Annotated in this window: 16 protein-coding genes; 7 read left to right on the forward strand and 9 right to left on the reverse strand. The window is 68.4% G+C overall.

Annotation, left to right across the window (positions count from 1 at the left end; genetic code table 11):
• Positions 1–6: 6 nt before the first annotated feature.
• The 3 genes from WT24_RS00240 to WT24_RS00250 all read right to left on the reverse strand — a co-directional run bounded on the left by WT24_RS00240 (position 7) and on the right by WT24_RS00250 (position 3091).
• A complete protein-coding gene (locus tag WT24_RS00240) occupies positions 7–834 on the reverse strand; it encodes a TIM barrel protein (protein WP_060030369.1) in 828 nt (275 codons plus the stop codon).
• Entirely contained in the window at positions 831–1886 is a 1056-nt protein-coding gene (locus tag WT24_RS00245; RefSeq protein ID WP_060030371.1) for a hypothetical protein, read from the reverse strand. Before WT24_RS00245 ends, WT24_RS00240 begins: the two co-directional genes overlap by 4 nt.
• Before the next feature lie 140 nt (positions 1887–2026).
• On the reverse strand, positions 2027–3091 hold the full coding sequence (locus WT24_RS00250; RefSeq protein WP_060030401.1) for a LacI family DNA-binding transcriptional regulator: 1065 nt from the start codon (positions 3089–3091) through the stop codon (positions 2027–2029).
• Between the two features lie 165 nt (positions 3092–3256).
• On the opposite strand from WT24_RS00250, the gene WT24_RS00255 reads away from it, so the two are divergent.
• The 3 genes from WT24_RS00255 to WT24_RS00265 are packed head-to-tail and all read left to right on the forward strand — an operon-like array spanning position 3257 to position 5940.
• Entirely contained in the window at positions 3257–4339 is a 1083-nt protein-coding gene (locus WT24_RS00255) for a fatty acid desaturase family protein (RefSeq protein WP_060030374.1), read from the forward strand.
• A 34-nt stretch (positions 4340–4373) separates the two neighbouring features.
• Positions 4374–4682 carry a non-heme iron oxygenase ferredoxin subunit gene (locus WT24_RS00260; RefSeq protein ID WP_059504510.1) on the forward strand — a complete coding sequence of 103 codons (309 nt, stop codon included), beginning with the start codon at positions 4374–4376 and terminating at the stop codon, positions 4680–4682.
• A gap of 4 nt (positions 4683–4686) precedes the next feature.
• Positions 4687–5940, forward strand: a complete 1254-nt coding sequence (locus tag WT24_RS00265) for an NAD(P)/FAD-dependent oxidoreductase (RefSeq protein WP_060030376.1) — start codon at positions 4687–4689, stop codon at positions 5938–5940.
• Between the two features lie 218 nt (positions 5941–6158).
• Here the strand turns inward: WT24_RS00265 and WT24_RS00270 are convergent, their stop codons facing one another.
• From WT24_RS00270 to glpD, 3 genes are all read right to left on the reverse strand, one after another.
• Complete coding sequence (locus WT24_RS00270; RefSeq protein WP_027785355.1) at positions 6159–6875, reverse strand: MIP/aquaporin family protein; 717 nt, start codon at positions 6873–6875, stop codon at positions 6159–6161.
• A gap of 80 nt (positions 6876–6955) precedes the next feature.
• Positions 6956–8458 carry a glycerol kinase GlpK gene (gene glpK, locus WT24_RS00275; protein ID WP_059794021.1) on the reverse strand — a complete coding sequence of 501 codons (1503 nt, stop codon included), beginning with the start codon at positions 8456–8458 and terminating at the stop codon, positions 6956–6958.
• 104 nt (positions 8459–8562) lie between these two features.
• Entirely contained in the window at positions 8563–10086 is a 1524-nt protein-coding gene (glpD, locus tag WT24_RS00280; RefSeq protein ID WP_059504515.1) for a glycerol-3-phosphate dehydrogenase, read from the reverse strand.
• A 162-nt stretch (positions 10087–10248) separates the two neighbouring features.
• Here glpD and WT24_RS00285 point away from each other — a divergent pair, with 162 nt between their 5' ends.
• Complete coding sequence (locus tag WT24_RS00285; RefSeq protein WP_041489246.1) at positions 10249–10617, forward strand: hypothetical protein; 369 nt, start codon at positions 10249–10251, stop codon at positions 10615–10617.
• A 90-nt stretch (positions 10618–10707) separates the two neighbouring features.
• Here the strand turns inward: WT24_RS00285 and WT24_RS00290 are convergent, their stop codons facing one another.
• Together WT24_RS00290 and WT24_RS00295 are read right to left on the reverse strand one after the other, a co-directional pair.
• Positions 10708–10905, reverse strand: a complete 198-nt coding sequence (locus WT24_RS00290; protein WP_006477892.1) for a hypothetical protein — start codon at positions 10903–10905, stop codon at positions 10708–10710.
• A gap of 301 nt (positions 10906–11206) precedes the next feature.
• Positions 11207–11986 carry a DeoR/GlpR family DNA-binding transcription regulator gene (locus tag WT24_RS00295; RefSeq protein ID WP_034208319.1) on the reverse strand — a complete coding sequence of 260 codons (780 nt, stop codon included), beginning with the start codon at positions 11984–11986 and terminating at the stop codon, positions 11207–11209.
• Positions 11987–12198: 212 nt separating this feature from the next.
• Between WT24_RS00295 and WT24_RS00300 the strand changes: the two genes are divergently transcribed.
• From WT24_RS00300 to WT24_RS00310, 3 genes are all read left to right on the forward strand, one after another.
• The gene (locus WT24_RS00300) at positions 12199–13839 is read left to right on the forward strand and encodes a gamma-glutamyltransferase family protein (RefSeq protein ID WP_060030378.1); all 1641 of its coding nucleotides are present in this window, start codon (positions 12199–12201) and stop codon (positions 13837–13839) included.
• A 326-nt stretch (positions 13840–14165) separates the two neighbouring features.
• The gene (locus WT24_RS00305; protein WP_034208317.1) at positions 14166–14993 is read left to right on the forward strand and encodes a ferritin-like domain-containing protein; all 828 of its coding nucleotides are present in this window, start codon (positions 14166–14168) and stop codon (positions 14991–14993) included.
• A gap of 69 nt (positions 14994–15062) precedes the next feature.
• Positions 15063–15569, forward strand: a complete 507-nt coding sequence (locus WT24_RS00310) for a hypothetical protein (RefSeq protein WP_060030380.1) — start codon at positions 15063–15065, stop codon at positions 15567–15569.
• On the opposite strand, the gene WT24_RS00315 is transcribed toward WT24_RS00310, so the two are convergent.
• On the reverse strand, positions 15563–17014 hold the full coding sequence (locus WT24_RS00315) for a DEAD/DEAH box helicase (RefSeq protein ID WP_059504521.1): 1452 nt from the start codon (positions 17012–17014) through the stop codon (positions 15563–15565). The two genes, WT24_RS00310 and WT24_RS00315, sit on opposite strands and share 7 nt — an antisense overlap.
• Positions 17015–17142 lie beyond the last annotated feature (128 nt).

Genomic DNA, 17142 nt, shown 5'->3' on the forward strand with positions numbered 1-17142 from the left:
GTCCGCTCAGCGATCCGTCAGCGCGTCGCGCACGTAGTCGATGCTCGCCCGCAGCCGGTCCTCGATGTCGCCGGCTTCGGCGATCTCGCTCGCGAACGGCTCGAACGACAACGCGCCGCGGTAGCCTCGCGCGAGCAGCGCGCGCAGTTGCCGGATGTTGCCGAGCCGGTCGGCGCCGCCGACCAGCACGCGGTGGCCGTCGCGCATGCGGTCGACCGGCAGGTCGATTTCCTCGACGCCCGAGAGGTGCACGAGGCCCGTCAGGTTCGGGAAGAAAATGTCTTCGCCGGCGAGGTGATGATGGAACGTGTCGTGCACGAGCCGGAACACCGGTTCGCCCGCCGCCGCGTAGATGCCCTTCACCGCGTCCGACTTGCGGCGCAGCGCGCATTCCTCGAAACCGAGCGGCTCGATGAAGCCGAGCAGGCCGCGGGCCGCGAGGATCGGCTTCAACGCCTGCAGCGCCGTCACGAGATCCGCATGGCGCGCGTCCGCGCCGCGCGTGTCGCCGCGGCTGTTGGTCGGGCACAGCACCAGCGCACGCGCGCCGCATTGCGCGGCGTAGTCGGCCAGCGCGGTCGCCTCGTCCGCGCGCTCGGCGTTCCATTGCTCGAAGCGCTGCAGCGCGTTGATCGTCAGGATCGTCACGCCGCCGGCTTCGGCCGTCGCGCGTACGGCGGCCGCCGGCGTGCCGTCGGCGAGCTCGACGCCATCGAGATCGTTGCGGATCTCGATCGCGTCGACGCCGAGGCGCCGGCACAGCGCGACGTAGCGGTCGAACGGCAAGCGCGGCGCGCTCATCCGGTTCAGCGAAAAGTGGAAGTCTTGTGTCATCGTTCTGTCCTTGGGGCTTGAGTGGGGCGGGGTCCGGATCGGGTGTCGGCGTGTGCGGCAAGCGCTTGCCAGGCGTCGCGCAGCCATTGCGCGCATGCGACGTTGTTGTCGAAGATCGAATAGCGGGCGCCGCCGCCGTAGTCGGGAAACGGAATGAACTCGCAACTGATCTGTTCGAGTCGTGCCGGCCGCGCGCCAGCGGGCGCCTGCGCTTGCGCGTGCAGCAACTGGCGCAGCGCGGTTTTCCACGGATCGAGCGACGCTGCATGCCATTCGCCGTGATAGGCGCCCGGCACGGGTGCGACGAACGGATACTGGATGCCGCGGCCGGGCCTGCCGTTCGCGCGGCGCATCCAGCGATTGTCGGGGTTGTTCGGCGTCACGCTGCGCGCATGCGCATGCTGGACCCAGCCGCGCGCGATCCAGTCGGCGTAGATCGGGGCGGGCGATGCCGGGTCGAGCATCGCGCGGCCGCCGTCGGCCGACCCGCGCAGGCCCGCCGCGTCGAGTTCGGCGCGATTGCCGATCTTGAACAGCAGGTGCGAATGATCGAGCGTGATCCGAAACGGTGCGCCGGCTTGCTCGACGTGCCGTGCGACGCGCGCCACGCGCGCGAAATGCTCGCTCCACATGTCGACATGCACTTCGAGGCTCGGCAGGCAGCCGACCGGCTCGCCCCATGCGTAGGCGCGCAGGTAGAAATCGGCGACTTCGCGATCCGACAGCGGATGGCCGTCCGCGTGGTGCGCGAACAACTGGCAGTTGAGCACGGTGCTGCCGAAGCGGGCGCCCGCCGCGACGATCTCGGCGACATGCGCTTCGTCGGAGCCCGCGCGCCAGATGCCGCCGATCACGCGAATCGGCAGCGCGTGGCGGTCGACCAGCGCGAAATACGGCGACAGGTCCTCGCCGCGCACCGGGTTCTTTTCGACGTAATCGAACACGCCGGCGGCGGCGACCATCCGGAAGCGCTCGGCGGGCGCGGGCGGCGGCAGCCCGTCGTGCTCGAGCACGCCGTCGAGGTTCACGCCGATGAGGATCGGTTCAGCCATCGTCTCCTGTCCGTCGTCTATCGATGGCTGACCACTGTACGGATGCGCGGCGCGGGCCGCATGACAAACGTTGACGAAAAATCGCCAATGCGACGATCGATTTTTTCGCCGCGAGGCTGCGGCACGCCGTGCGGCGCGATTCACGCCTGCAGGTACGCGCTCGTTCTCACGTTCGCCGGACAGAACACGCGGAATTCGACCGGGTCGTCCGGCGGCGGCTGTTCGACGATGCCGCATGCATGCAGCACGTGCTGCAGCGCGGAAATCGCCTGCCCGTCGGGATCCTGATCGATCGCGAGATCCATCGCGCCGGCTTCGATGAAGGTGCGGTGCAGGTCGATCATCTCGTGGCCGATCCACACGACGCGCCCGATCGCACCGGCCTTGCGCAGCGCCGCTTCGATCCCGGCCGACCCGGCGCCGCTGTTGTAGATCGCGACCACGTCGTCGTGCGCCTGCAGGGCCTTCGACACCGCGCGGTAGCAACGGTCGTCCTGGTCGAGCGTCTCGACCGGCGCGTCGTCGCAGCGCAAGGCGGCGAACGCGGCGGCGAGCTGGTCGCGGCAGCCGGCCATCCGGTCGGCGTGCGCGCGGTAGCCCATCCGGCCGCCGAGCAGCAGCACGCGGCCGGGGCGCGCCGCGAGGCGGCCGATGTAGTAGCCGGCCGTGCGTCCGGCGCGGTAGTTGTCGATGCCGGCAAAGTGCACGCGGTCGATGCCGCCGATGTCGGTGACCATCGTGACGACGGTCTCGCCGCGCGCGATCGCGCCGGCGAGCGCGTCGCGCATGCGGGCCTTGTCGTGTGCGGTGACGATCAGCGCCGCGCGCCGGTACGCGGGCCGCTCGATCAGCGCGGCGGCGCGCTCGTCGTCGGCGGCGGGCAGGATCGTCCGGTGCACGACCACGCGCCGGTCGAGCATCTGCAGCGAGCGCTGCAGCGCCTGCTGCAACCGCCGGAAGAACGGCGCGTCGGTATCCGGCAACAGCACGTCGACGTGGATCAGCCCGTGCCGCGTGTCGGGCAGCTGCCGCGGCACGCCGAGCTGCCGAGCGGCTGCGACCACGCGTTCGCGCGCCTGCGCGGAGACGCTGCCGCGTTCGTTCAGCACGCGGTCGACGGTCGTCGTGCTGACGCCGGCGAGCGCCGCGATCTCGTCGAAGCGCGCGGTGCGCTTGCGCCAGCGCGGCCCGGATTCACCTGCCATGGTCGTCTCCATCGTGAGGGTCGCCATCGATCGCGTGGCGTTGTCGGGAACGCTAAAGCGATGGCGAAATTTCGTCAACGTTTCGATTGAGGCGGGGCGGCCGGTCGCCTAATTTCGGTCTTGTTGCGAAGCGCTTGCCGCGCACAGAAACCCGAGGAGACAGAAGTGGCCCATACCGACGACCCGGCACGCGTGCGCACGGCAGCGCGCCGTCAGGAATACAGAATGATCGGCGGCGCCGGCGAGCGCGCGCACGCGGCCGGGCTCGTCAACGCCGCGTGGTACCGGTGCGCGGTGCCGCGGCCGTTGATGAAGCAGTTGATGCAGCGCGGCGATGCGCGTGCGATTCGCGACACGCTGATCTGGTACGCGGCGATCGCGATCAGCGGCGCGCTCGCGTGGCTGGCGTGGCGTGCGCATTCGGCGTGGGCGATCCCGGCGTTCTTCGTGTACGGCACGCTTTACTGCAGCCCCGCCGATTCGCGCTGGCACGAATGCGGGCACGGCACCGCGTTCCGCACGCGCTGGATGAACGACGTGCTGTACCAGGTCGCGTCGTTCCAGGTGTTCCGCCGCGCGACCGCATGGCGCTGGAGCCATGCGCGCCATCACACCGACACGCTGGTCGTCGGGCGCGATCCGGAAATCGCCGCGCCGAAGCCGACCGACTGGCTTGCGCTCGCGCTGAACGTCGTCGCGCTGAAGCACGTGGCCGGCGAGCTGCGCAAGATGATCGCGGTGTCGGTCACCGGCCGGCTCGACGACGAGGAGCGCACCTACGTGCCCGAATCGGAATGGCCGAAGGTCGTGCGCGAGTCGCGCATGCATCTCGCGATCTACGTGCTCGTGGCGGGCGCCGCGCTGTACTGGCGCACGATCCTGCCGCTGCTCTACATCGGGCTGCCGAGCCTCTACGGCGCATGGCTGTATCTGTATTTCGGCCTCACGCAGCACGCGGGCATGCCGGAGAACGTGCTCGATCACCGGCGCAACTGCCGGACCGTGATGATGAATCCGGTGTTCCGCTTCCTGTACTGGAACATGAACTATCACGTCGAGCACCACATGTTCCCGATGGTGCCGTTCCATGCACTGCCGAAGCTGCACGAAGCCGTGAAGGCCGACATGCCGCCGCCGTACCGCAGCACGCTGGCGGCGTATGCGGAGATCGTGCCGGCGCTGGTCCGGCAGACGCGCGACCCGTCCGATTACGTCGTGCGGCCGGTGCCCGGTGCCGCGCGCGCCTAGCAGTTATCGACTATCCCGACGAAGGAGACACACCATGACGCAATGGATCGACACCGGCGCGCTCGACGACATCGACGACGAAGACGTCGCGCGCTTCGATCATGCCGGCCGCACGTACGCGATCTACCGGATCGACGGCGAGGTTTATGCGAGCGACGGCCTGTGCACGCACGAGCACGTGCATCTCGCGGACGGGCTCGTGATCGATCACGTGATCGAATGCCCGAAGCACAACGGCCGCTTCGACGTGCGCGACGGCCGGCCGCTGTCGGCGCCCGCGTGCGAGAAGCTGCGCACCTACCGGGCGAAGGTCGAGGACGGCCGCATCCTGATCGAGGTATGACGCGATGACCGGCGACCGGGTGATGGCGATCGTCGGCGCGGGCCATGCGGGCGGCCGCGCGGCGCAGGTGCTGCGCGCGTCCGGCTGGCGCGGGCGCATCGTGCTGATCGGCGCGGAGCCGCATTTGCCGTACGAGCGGCCGCCGTTGTCGAAGGGCGTGCTGACCGGCGAGCGCAGCGCGGCGCAATGCCGATTGCGCGATGCCGACGCATGGGCGGCCGATCGTATCGAGCGGATCGTCGCGACCGTCGAGCGCATCGATCCGCCCGCACGCGAAGTGCGCATGTCGGGCGGGCACGTGCTCCGCTACGACGCGCTGCTGCTCGCCACCGGCGGCCGCGCGCGCCGTCTGGGCGTGCCGGGCGCGGCGCTCGACGGCGTAGTCGCGTTGCGCACGCTCGACGATGCGGCCGCGCTCGGCGCGCGGCTCGTGCCCGACGCGCGGATCGTGCTGATCGGCGGCGGCTTCATCGGTCTCGAAGTCGCGGCGTCGGCGCGGCAGCGCGGCTGCCGCGTGACCGTGCTCGATGCGGCGCCGCGGCTGCTCGGCCGCGCGGTGCCCGAGCCGATCGCGGCACGCGTGCATGCGTTGCATGTGCAGCGGGGCGTCGCGATCGGCCTGAACCGCCGGCCCGTCGCGATCGCACGCAGGCCGGACGGCGCACTGGCCGTCGTGCTCGATGACGGCGATACGCTGATCGCCGATACCGTGGTCGCCGGCATCGGGATCGAACCCGCGGACGAGCTGGCGCGTGCGGCGGGCCTCGCCGTCGATCGCGGGATCGTCGTGAATGCGCGGCTCGAGACGTCGGCGCCCGGCATTTATGCGGCCGGCGATGTCGCGGTGTTCCCGAGCGGGTCGTCCGGGCGGCTCGTGCGTCAGGAAACCTGGCACGGCGCCGAAACGCAGGCACGCGCCGCCGCACTCAACATGCTGGGTGCCGACGAACCGTATCGCGACACGCCGTGGTTCTGGTCCGATCAATACGATGCGCAGCTGCAGGTGGCCGGCGAACCGGCGCTCGGCGAGCACACGGTCGCGCGTGTGCTCGGCGAGGACGCCGAGATTCATTTCCACTTCGACGCGAGCGAGCGGCTCGTCGCGGCGAGCGGCTTCGGCCGTGCAGCGGGATTCGCGAAGGAAATGCGCGTCGCGCGCATGCTGGTCGAGCGCGGGATCGACGTGACGCCGGGCGCGGTCGCGGATGCGACGGTGAAGCTGAAGTCGCTGGTATCGGCCGCGAGCGATCGGCGGTGACGCGCTGCGGTGCCGGCCCGAGCGCGGCCTCACCCGAGTCGACAGCGACGAAGACGGCGACGAAGACAGCGACGGCCGACGACAGGCATCCGACGACGACCGACGAGCGGCGAGCGGCGACAGTCGACGACGACGTGAGAATGAAGCGGGGGGAAGGTGCGGGGAGAGCGGCAGCGCGCGGCAACCGCTGCCGCGCGCAAGCTCGAGCGAAACCGCGATCAGATCGTCGCGTGCAGGTGCAGATACAGGCCGGCTGCCGCGGCGCCGCCGAGCAGCGGGCCGACGACTGGCACCCATGCATAGCGCCAGTCGCTGTCGCGCTTGCCGGGAATCGGCAGCAGCGCATGCATGATGCGCGGCGACAGGTCGCGCGCGGGGCTCATCGCATAGCCGGTCGGGCCGCCGAGCGAGATGCCGATGCCGAGCACCAGCAGGCCGACAGGCAGCGCGTCGAGTGCGCCGAGGCCGACCTGCGGCGACGCGAGGTACAGCACGCCGAGGATCAGCACGAACGTGCAGATCGCTTCGGTCAACACATTGTGCGTGACGCTGCGGATCGCCGGCGCCGTGCAGAACACCGCGAGCTTCAGGTCCGCATCCGCTTCCTTCGCGAAGTGCTGGCGATACGCGAGCCACACGAGCAACGCGCCGGCCATCCCGCCGAGCATCTGCGCGAGCACGTAGCCGCCGACTTTCGACCACGCGAACTTGCCCGCGAGCGCGAGGCTGATCGTGACGATCGGGTTCAGATGCGCGCCGCTGAACGACGCGGTCACGTAGACGGCGACGAATACCGCCATCGCCCAGCCCATCACGATCACGATCAGATCCGCGCCTTTGCCCTTGGTCTTCGCAAGCAGCACGTTCGCGACCGCGCCGTTGCCGAGCAGCACGAGGATCGCCGTGCCGATGAATTCCGCAATATAAGGTGACATGTTGTCTCTCGTAGAGTGCGGCGGACTCGCGCGCTGCGCGGTCCGCCGGTGTTGTTGTATTTCGTTCGAGGGTGTTGCGGTTACTGCGTGTCGTCGGCCCATGCCTTCGCGGCGCGCACCGCACGCTGCCAGCCGGCCATGCGCTGCTCGACCTGCTCCTTCGGCATCGACGGCGCGAAGCGGCGATCGAGCTGCCACTGGTCGCGCACTTCGTCGAGATTCTTCCAGTAGCCGATCGCGAGGCCCGCGAGGTAGGCCGCGCCGAGCGCGGTCGTCTCGGTGATCTGCGGACGCACCGCATCCACGCCGAGCAGGTCGGCCTGGAACTGCATCAGCAAGTCGTTCGCGCTTGCGCCGCCGTCCACCCGCAGCTCGCCGATGCTGATGCCCGAATCGGCTTCCATTGCGGCCAGCACGTCGAGCGACTGGTACGCGATTGCATCGAGCGCCGCGCGGGCGAGATGCGCGGCGCTCGTGCCGCGCGTGACGCCGAACACCGAGCCGCGCGCCCGCGCGTTCCAGTGCGGCGCGCCGAGGCCGGCGAAGGCGGGCACGAGGTAGACGCCGTCGGTATGCGGCACGCTGGCTGCGAGCGCCTCGATTTCCGCGGCCGTCTTGATGAGGCCGACGCCGTCGCGCAGCCACTGCACGACCGCGCCCGCGATGAAGATGCTGCCTTCGAGCGCGTACTGCACGTCGTCGCCGATCTGCCACGCGATCGTCGTGACGAGGTTGTTCTTCGACTCGATCGGCTTGTCGCCGGTGTTCATCATCAGGAAGCAGCCGGTGCCGTAGGTGTTCTTCACCATGCCCGACGTCGTGCACATCTGGCCGAACAGCGCGGCGTGCTGATCGCCGGCGATCCCGGCGAGCGGGATCTTCGACGCGAACACGGTGGTCTTCGTGTGGCCGTAGATCTCCGACGACGCCTTCACTTCCGGCAGCATGCTGCGCGGGATGTCGAGCAGTTCGAGCAGCTCGTTGTCCCACTCGCGCGTGTGGATGTTGAACAGCATCGTGCGCGACGCGTTGGTCACGTCGGTCACGTGCAGCTCGTGCTTCGTGAAGTTCCACACGAGCCAGCTGTCGACGGTGCCGAACGCGAGCTTGCCCTGGCGGGCCTTGTCGCGCGCGCCCGGCACGTTGTCGAGGATCCAGCGGATCTTGGTCGCGGAGAAGTACGAGTCGATCGGCAGGCCGGTCTTCGCGCGCACCTTCGCTTCGAGGCCCTGCTGCTTCAGCGAATCGCAGAAGTCGGCCGTGCGCCGATCCTGCCAGACGATCGCGTTGTAGACGGGCTGGCCCGTCTCGCGATCCCAGACGATCGTCGTTTCGCGCTGGTTCGTGATGCCGATCGCGGCGATCGACGTGCCGTTCAGGCCCGTGCGCGTGACGGCTTCCGCGGCGACGCCGGCTTGCGTCGACCAGATTTCCTGCGGGTCGTGCTCGACCCAGCCGGGTTGCGGGTAGATCTGTTCGAATTCCTTCTGGGCAATCGATACGATATTGCCCTGGCGATCGAACAGCATCGCGCGGGAACTCGTGGTGCCCTGGTCAAGCGCGAGGATGTACTGGTCCTGCATGTCTCTCATCTCCATCCGTGGATTGGCTTAGTTGTGATGCGCGCCGCATGTGGGCGGCGCGTCGGTGAATCAACGTCGGTCAGGCAACTGCAACTGCATTCGAATCAGGCGTGCGGCGCATGCGCGGCGGCGAACCATGCGTCGACCGCGGCGGTCACGGCATCGAGCGTGCCGGGCGCGACGTGCAGCCCGAGCTTCGAGCGCCGCCACAGCACGTCCTGCGCGCAGGTCGCCCATTCGGCGTCGCGCAGGTAGCGCAGTTCCGCGTCGTGGATGCCCGGCGCGATTTCGGCGCCGAGATCGGCAAGCGACTTCGCGCCGTCGATCACACGCTCCGCACGGGTGCCGTACGCACGCGCATAGCGGCGCGCGAGTGCGGCGGGCAGCCACGGATGGCGTTTCGCGAACGCGCCGGCGAACCCGTCGAACTTCGCGTTCGCGATGTCGCCGCCCGGCAGCGCGACGCCGGCCGTCCAGGGCTTCGCGTCGCGGCCGAGCGCGCGGCACAGCATGTCGCCGGCTTCTTCCGCGAGCTTGCGGAACGTCGTGATCTTGCCGCCGAACACCGACAGCAGCGGGGCGCCCGCGCCGTCGTCGAGCTCGAGGCGATAGTCGCGCGTGACGGCCGATGCGTTCGCCGCGTTCTCGTCTTCCAGCAGCGGGCGCACGCCCGAATAGGTCCAGTGCACGTCGGCCGGCGAGATCTTGCGCTTGAAGTAGCGGTTGATCGAATCGCACAGGTACTGCGTCTCGTCGCGATCGATCGCGACCTTCGCGGGATCGTTCGTGTATTCGACGTCGGTCGTGCCGATCAGCGTGAAATCGTGCTCGTACGGAATCGCGAAGATGATCCGCTTGTCCGGGTTCTGGAAGATGTAGGCGTGATCGTGATCGAACAGGCGGCGCGTGATGATGTGGCTGCCCTTCACGAGCCGCACGCTGTGATGCGCGCCGCGGCCGAGCGCGCCGTGCAGCACTTCGCCGACCCACGGGCCGGCCGCGTTCGCGATCGCGCTCGCGTGTACGACGCGGATCGAACCGTCGGCCTGCTGCAGCCGTGCTTCCCATGCGTCGCCGCGGCGCTCGGCGGAAACGAGCTTCGTGCGCGTCAGGATCTCGGCGCCGCGCTCCTTCGCATCCATCGCGTTCAGCACGACGAGGCGGGCGTCGTCGACCCAGCCGTCGGAATACACGAAGCCGCGCTTGATCGAGTCGATCAGCGGCGCGCCGGCCGCATGGCGGCGCATGTCGATGCCGCGCGAGCCGGGCAGCAGCTCGCGTTTCGCGAGGTGATCGTAGAGAAACAGGCCGATGCGGATCAGCCAGGCCGGGCGCAGGTTCGGCATGTGCGGCATCACGAAGCGCAGCGGCCACATGATGTGCGGCGCCGCGCGCAGCAGCGTTTCGCGTTCCTGCAGCGCCTTGCGCACCAGCCCGAACTCGTTGTACTCGAGGTAACGCAGGCCGCCGTGAATCAGCTTCGTGCTGGACGACGACGTGTGCGACGCGAGGTCGTCCTGCTCGCAGAGCATGACCGACAGGCCGCGGCCGGCCGCATCGCGCGCGATCCCCGCGCCGTTGATGCCGCCGCCGACGACGAGCAGATCGTAGCGATTCGGTTGGGTCACCTGCTGTCCTTATCGTCTGTTGAAATAGGGCGAACATGAAATGTTCGAATTCGAAATTTAACGAACGAAATCGAAAAAGTAAAGTTCGAAAAAGCGGGGCCAGTAGCGCGCCAGCCGATCCCGGACGATACTGACGAAATCGACCGTTTCGCGAGGTGAATCATGCGTATTGGGATGTGGGCCGGCGTGTGCGCCGTCCTTCTGGCGGGGTGCAGCGCGGGTATGCCGCCGCTCGCCGGCAACTGGCGGGCGCCGTCGTTCGTCGACCTGCAGACGTCGTGCGGCGGCGCGGCGCGCGACTGGGGCGCGGACGCGCAGCCGGTCTATTCGACGCTGTACGACGCGTACGTCGCGAAACGGTATCGCGGGCTGACCGAGGCGAACTATTGTGCGTTCGTAAACGAACTTTCGACCCACTATGTGGCGCCCGACGCGGCGGCGCGCGCCGGCTGGATCGCCTATTTCAACGGGGCGCGTGCGCAGGCCATCAGCTGGCGGGCGGCGGTCGATCCGACGCTGCGCGGCGGCTGATGCCGGGGGCGGCGAACGGCGGGCAGGCGGGAGGCCGAAACGAACGCGCGGCCGGAGTCCGGCCGCGCGTTCGGGTCAAAGCGGCGGGGCTTACGAATAGCGGTACTTGATGGATCGCAGCGCGGCGTCGCCGGTCTCGGTCACGCAGTATTTGCGTCCCGAGCCGAGCCCTTCCAGGCGGACGAGCTGTTGTTCGAGCAGGATGTCCAGTTCATCCCGATCCATGTCGCGCTGATCAGGCGCGTCCTTCACAAGCAAGAGCGTGGCGAATTCATGCGGACTCAGCATCGTTCTCTCCATGGCAATCGGACTGCCCGCGCGGCCGGCGCATACGCCGCCGCGCGATACCCCGCGAGGGTATGGCTTGGGGGGAAAAGCTGCATTCGCCGGCCTGCGATTCGCACCGCCCTGGCACAGGCGGATCGGCGAACGGGCCGGGGAACTGGAGTCTAGTCGAGCGCGCAGGCAACGACAAATCGTGCCCCGTTAATTTTCCGTTTGACAGAAGGGCCCGCCGCGAGCGGTTCGCGCGCGGCGTCAACTTCTGGATTTCACTTGAAGTTTCAGGTGCGCTGCAACATCGCGAGCGTCATTCCGCGACGTACACCTGGGTGCCGGCCGCGGCCACCGTGTCGGCCATGTCGGGCGGCAGCGGCTTGTCGGTGAAAAGCGCGTGCACCTGGCTCAGATGGCCCTGGCGCACCAGCGCCGGGCGGCCGACCTTCGAATGGTCGGTCACGAGGTAGACCGTGCGCGCATGCTGCATGATCGCCTCGGCGACGCGCACCTCGCGCGTGTCGAAATCGCGCAGCGTGCCGTCGGCCTCGATCGCCGACGTGCCGATGATCGCGTAGTCGACCTTGAACTGGCGGATGAAGTCGATCGCGAGCTCGCCGACGATGCCCTTGTCCCACGGCCGCACGATGCCGCCCGTGATCAGCACCTCGCAGTCGGGGTAGCCGCTCATCATCGACGCGACGTTCAGGTTGTTCGTGATCACGTGCAGCCCGTGATGGCGGTTCAGCGCGCGCGCGACTTCCTCGGTCGTCGTGCCGAGGTTGATGAACAGCGACGCCTGGTCGGGGATGTGCGACGCCGCGAGCGCCGCGATGCGCCGCTTCTCGTCGTGGAACATCCGCTGGCGCGCCGTATACGACACGTTCTCCGAGCTGGTCGGCAGGCTCGCGCCGCCGTGGTAGCGGCGCAGCAGGTTCAGGTCGGCGAGCCAGTTCACGTCGCGGCGGATCGTCTGCGGCGTCACCGCGAAATGCGCGGCGAGATCGTCGACGGTCACGAAGCCGTCGCGCTGCACCCATTCGAGCAATTCCTGCTGGCGCGCGTTGAGGGTGAGGCGGGGATCTCGGGTCATGGCTCGATGGTCGGGGCGTGAGACGGAGCGGGTATTGTAAGGGCGGCAACGGGCGTTCGGCCGGCCAGCCGGCCGTCGGCGCACATGAATCATGTAGAAATTGCATGGATTCATGTGACAAATGAATTTGTGCGATTGCGCCGATCGCGCTGGAATGGCGGATTGCCCGCTCGCGCGGGCGCGTTCATTCGGCTTTCGACGAGGTGGTATCGATGACTGATTTCAACTGGCACAACCCGTATCCGTCGACCCGCATCCCGGTGTTCGCGCGCAACGTCGTGTCGACGTCGCACCCGCTTGCCGCGCAGGCCGGGCTGCGGATGCTGTGGAAGGGCGGCAACGCGGTGGACGCGGCGCTGGCCGCGGCCGCCGCGATCACGGTCGTCGAGCCCGTGTCGTGCGGGCTCGGCGGCGATGCATTTGCGCTCGTGTGGGACGGCGAGCGGCTGTCCGGGCTGAATGCATCGGGCGTCGCGCCGGCCGCGTGGAACGTCGACTACTTCCGCAAGCGCCACGGCGCCAACGCGCGCGGCATCGCGAACAAGCCGACGCGCGGCTGGGACACCGTCACCGTGCCGGGCGTGATCGCGGGCTGGGAAGCGCTGCACGCGAAGTTCGGTTCGCTGCCGTTCGCGGACCTGCTCGAGCCGGCGATCGAGATCGCGGAGCGCGGCTATTCGGTGTCGCCGATCGTCGCGCACAAGTGGGCGGCGGCCGTTCCCGAACTGCAGGGCCTGCCCGGCTTCGCGGACACCTTCATGCCGCGCGGCCGCGCGCCGCTCGTCGGTGAACGCATGTGCCTGCCCGGGCATGCGCAGACGCTGCGCACGCTCGCGAAGGACGGTGCCCGTGCGTTCTACGAAGGCGCGCTCGCCGAGCGTATCGCCGCGTTCGCGCGCGAAGGCGGCGGCGCGCTGACCGAAGCCGACTTGCGCGCGTACCGGCCGGAATGGGTCGAGCCGATCGGCAAGCGCTTCGGCCGCCACACGATTCACGAGATCCCGCCGAACGGGCAGGGCATCGCCGCGCTGATCGCGCTCGGCATCGCCGAGCATGCGGGCGCGACCGAATGGCCGGTCGACTCGGTCGATTCGCAGCATCTGCAGATCGAGGCGATGAAGCTCGCGTTCGCGGACGTCTATCGCTACGTCGCCGATCCGCGCGCGATGGACGTCACGCCCGAACAGATGCTCGACGATGCCTATCTCGCCGAACGCGCGAAGCTGATCGATCCTGCCCGCGCGACGCACTTCGCCGCCGGCCGCCCGCATTCGGGCGGCACGATCTACCTCGCGGCGGCCGACGAACGCGGAATGATGGTGAGCTTCATCCAGTCGAACTACATGGGCTTCGGTTCGGGGCTCGTCGTGCCCGGCACGGGCATTGCGCTGCAGAACCGCGGGCACGGCTTCTCGATGGACCCGGCTTCGCCGAACGTCGTCGCGGGCGGCAAGCGGCCGTTCCACACGATCATCCCGGCGTTCGTCACCGAGGAAGCCAACGGCCGCACCGAGGCCGTGATGAGCTTCGGCGTGATGGGCGGCGACATGCAGCCGCAGGGCCATCTGCAGACCGTCGTGCGGATGCTCGGCTATGGCCAGCAGCCGCAGGCCGCATGTTGCGCGCCGCGCTGGAAGGTCAACCGCGACTTCACGCTCGACGTCGAGGCGACGATGAACCGCGCGACGGTCGACGCGCTGGCCGCCCGCGGCCACACGATCCAGTCGATCGACGATCCTTACATGGATTTCGGTTCGGGGCAGTTCGTCTGGCGCCTCGATCCCGACGATCCGGAGCGCGGCTACGTGGCCGCGAGCGACAGCCGGCGCGACGGGCTGGCGGCCGGTTTCTGACGGATCGCTTCCAGCGTTACCGGCAATTTTCACGCATCACGGGCGGCCCGGCGGCCGCCCGTTTCGTTTCGCGCGGCGGATACGGTCGCACGCGCGCAAGCGGTTCGAAGGCCTCGTCTAACGAACGGCAACGGACGCCGTGGAACTGCGCCTGCCGGGTATGGTCAGTGCTTTGGAGCACGAACGTCAAAGTCCGGCTAAGATGCCAGGATGGTTCGGCCGGACCGATTCACTATAAACGCATGTAAAACGCCGCCTGCGGATCGGCTGGCGCCTGTGCCCCAGGCATGGGCCGGCCTCCGCGCGACGACTGGGAGCGCACCACCATGGACACCAAAACGACGCATGTGATGCCGTGGCGTATCGAGGACATCGACCTGAACCGGATCGATCGTCAGCGTGCCGCCGCGAACGAGGATCTGTTGTTGCTGCTGTGCGCATCGTCGTTCATCGAAAGCGGCTCGGATCTCTATACGAGCAATCTGAGCGAATTCTTCAACGATGATCCGGAAGTTTCCGCATGGCTCAACAATGCGTGGGAGCACGAAGAATTGCAGCACGGCCGCGCGCTGAAGGCGTACATCGCGCACGTGTGGCCCGAGTTCGACTGGGATACCGCCTTCGCGAATTTCTTTGCCGAGTATTCGAAGACCTGCTCGGTCGAGGCGTTCGAAAAGACCCGCGCGCTTGAAATGGTCGCACGCTGCGTCGTCGAAACGGGCACGGCCACGCTCTATCGCGCGATCAACGAATGCTCGGACGAGCCGGTGCTGAAGGAAATCACCGACAACATCCGCACGGACGAAGTGCGCCACTACAAGCACTTCTTCAAGTTCTTCAAGAAGTACAACCAGGTCGAAGGCAACGGCCGGCTCGCGGTGCTCGGGGCGCTCGCGCGCCGCGTGATGGAAATCAAGAACGAGGATTCCGAGATCGCGCTGCGCCACGTATTCGCGATCCGCTATCCGGACCGCGTCGGCGACAGCCAATACAATCGCGAGCGCGCCGCGCGCATCAGCAGGCTCGTGCGGCGCAACCTGTCGGCCGACATGTGCGTGAAGATGCTGCTCAAGCCGCTCGATCTGCCCGCGAAGATCCAGCCGGGCGTCCACTATCCGCTCACGAAGATCACGCGGCACGTTTTCCTGCGCTGATCGTCGCGGCGCGGCCCGTCGCGCTATGCTGGCGCATCCTCGTCCGATCCGTACCCGGGCCACGCCATCATGACCGATACCCATCGCCACGCGCTCGAACAATGGACCTTCGACGCGTGGCCGTCCGCCGTCGTGTCGTTGTTCGACGGCACCGCACTCGAACGTCATGCCGATATCGCCGCGTCGCTGATCGTCGCGACCGACGACGGCCAGTTGCGCACGACGCTGCTCGGCGTCGGCGAGATCTATGCGCACGATGCGCGCACGCTGCTGATCGTGCTCTGGCCGCAGTCGCGGGCGGCCCGCGCGATCGCGCAACGGCGCACGGCCGCGTTGACGCTCGTCGCGGACGGTGCGTTCTTTCAGGCGCAACTGGAGATGGCGCCGCTCGAAGGAGACTTCGGGGGACTGGCCGGATTCGCTGCGACGATCGCGCACGGCGATGCGCAGCGGGTCGGCTATGCGCGTCTCGCGACGGGCGTCACGTTCACGCTGGAAGGGGAGCGCGCCGCGGTGCTCGCACGCTGGCAGCGCCAGATCGAGCACCTGCGGCGCGCGGCCGCGCGGCTTCAGTGACCGCGCTGGCCGCTGCGCGACGAACGGTTGCGGTTCGCGTGCGCGGCGTTGCCGCTCGCCGGCCGGGCGCCGTTGCCGCCGCCCGCCGGACGGCCGCCGCCGTTACCACCGGCGCCGCCCTGCGTGCGCGGCTTCGCTGCCTTTTGCGGTGCCGCTTTCGGTTGCCCGGCCTTCGGTTGCGCGTTGCCGTCGCGTTTCGCGGCCGGCTGGCCTGAGCCGCCGCCACGCGGCGGGCGATTGCCGCCGCCGCCGCGCGGTTGCTGTTGCCCGCGGCGCTGCTGGATCGGCTCCGGCTTCGCGTTCGGATCGGGTTCGAAGCCCGCGATCACTTCCTGCGGAATCTCGCGCTTGATCAGCCGCTCGATGTCGCGCAGCAATTGCTTCTCGTCGACGCACACGAGCGACACGGCTTCGCCGGTCGCGCCCGCGCGGCCCGTGCGGCCGATCCGGTGCACGTAATCCTCGGGCACGTTCGGCAGGTCGAAGTTGACGACGTGCGGCAACTGGTCGATGTCGATCCCGCGCGCGGCGATATCGGTCGCGACGAGCACCTGCAGCGTGCTGTTCTTGAACTCGGCCAGCGCGCGCGTACGGGCCGACTGGCTCTTGTTGCCGTGGATCGCCATCGCGCTGATGCCGTCCTTCGTCAGTTGCTCCGCAAGCCGGTTCGCACCGTGCTTGGTGCGCGTGAACACGAGCACCTGGAACCAGTTGTGCTCGCGGATCAGGTGCGTGAGCAACTCGCGCTTGCGGTCGCGGTCGACCGGATGGATCTTCTGCGCGACGCTCTCGGCGGTCGTGTTGCGGCGGGCGACCTCGATCAGCGCGGGCGAGTCGAGCAGGCTGTCGGCAAGCGCCTTGATCTCGTCGGAGAAGGTGGCCGAGAACAGCAGGTTCTGGCGCTGCGGCGGCAGCTTCGCGAGCACGCGCTTGATGTCGTGGATGAAGCCCATGTCGAGCATCCGGTCGGCTTCGTCGAGCACGAGGATGTCGAGATCCGACAGGTCGATGGTCTTCTGCTGCATGTGGTCGAGCAGGCGCCCCGGCGTCGCGACGACGATGTCGACGCCGCGCTTGAGCGCATCGATCTGCGGATTGATGCTGACGCCGCCGAACATCACGGTCGAGCGCAGCTTCAGGTACTTGCTGTACGCGCGCACGCTTTCCTCGACCTGGGCGGCGAGTTCGCGCGTCGGCGTGAGGATCAGCGCGCGCACTGCGCGCTTCGCGCCACGGTGCTCGGCATAGAACGTGTGCAGGCGTTGCAGGATCGGCAGCGTGAAGCCGGCGGTCTTGCCGGTGCCGGTTTGTGCGCCGGCGAGCAGGTCGCCGCCGCCGAGGACGGCCGGGATCGCCTGCTGCTGGATCGGGGTCGGCGACGTGTAGCCGAGTTCGTTGACCGCCTTGACCAGCGGTTCGGCCAGGCCGAGAGATTCGAAAGACATAGATACCACTCTTGAGTTTTATGATCGGCGATGCATCGCGCGGCCCGCGCGGCAAACCTGCATCGCAAAACAGCCAAAAAGCAAAAGGGCGCGGCCGCGGTTTCCCGCAGCCGCGCCCCGTGTGTGTG

Origin of the sequence: Burkholderia sp. MSMB1078WGS, from assembly GCF_001528895.1 — a bacterium.
GTDB lineage: Bacteria > Pseudomonadota > Gammaproteobacteria > Burkholderiales > Burkholderiaceae > Burkholderia.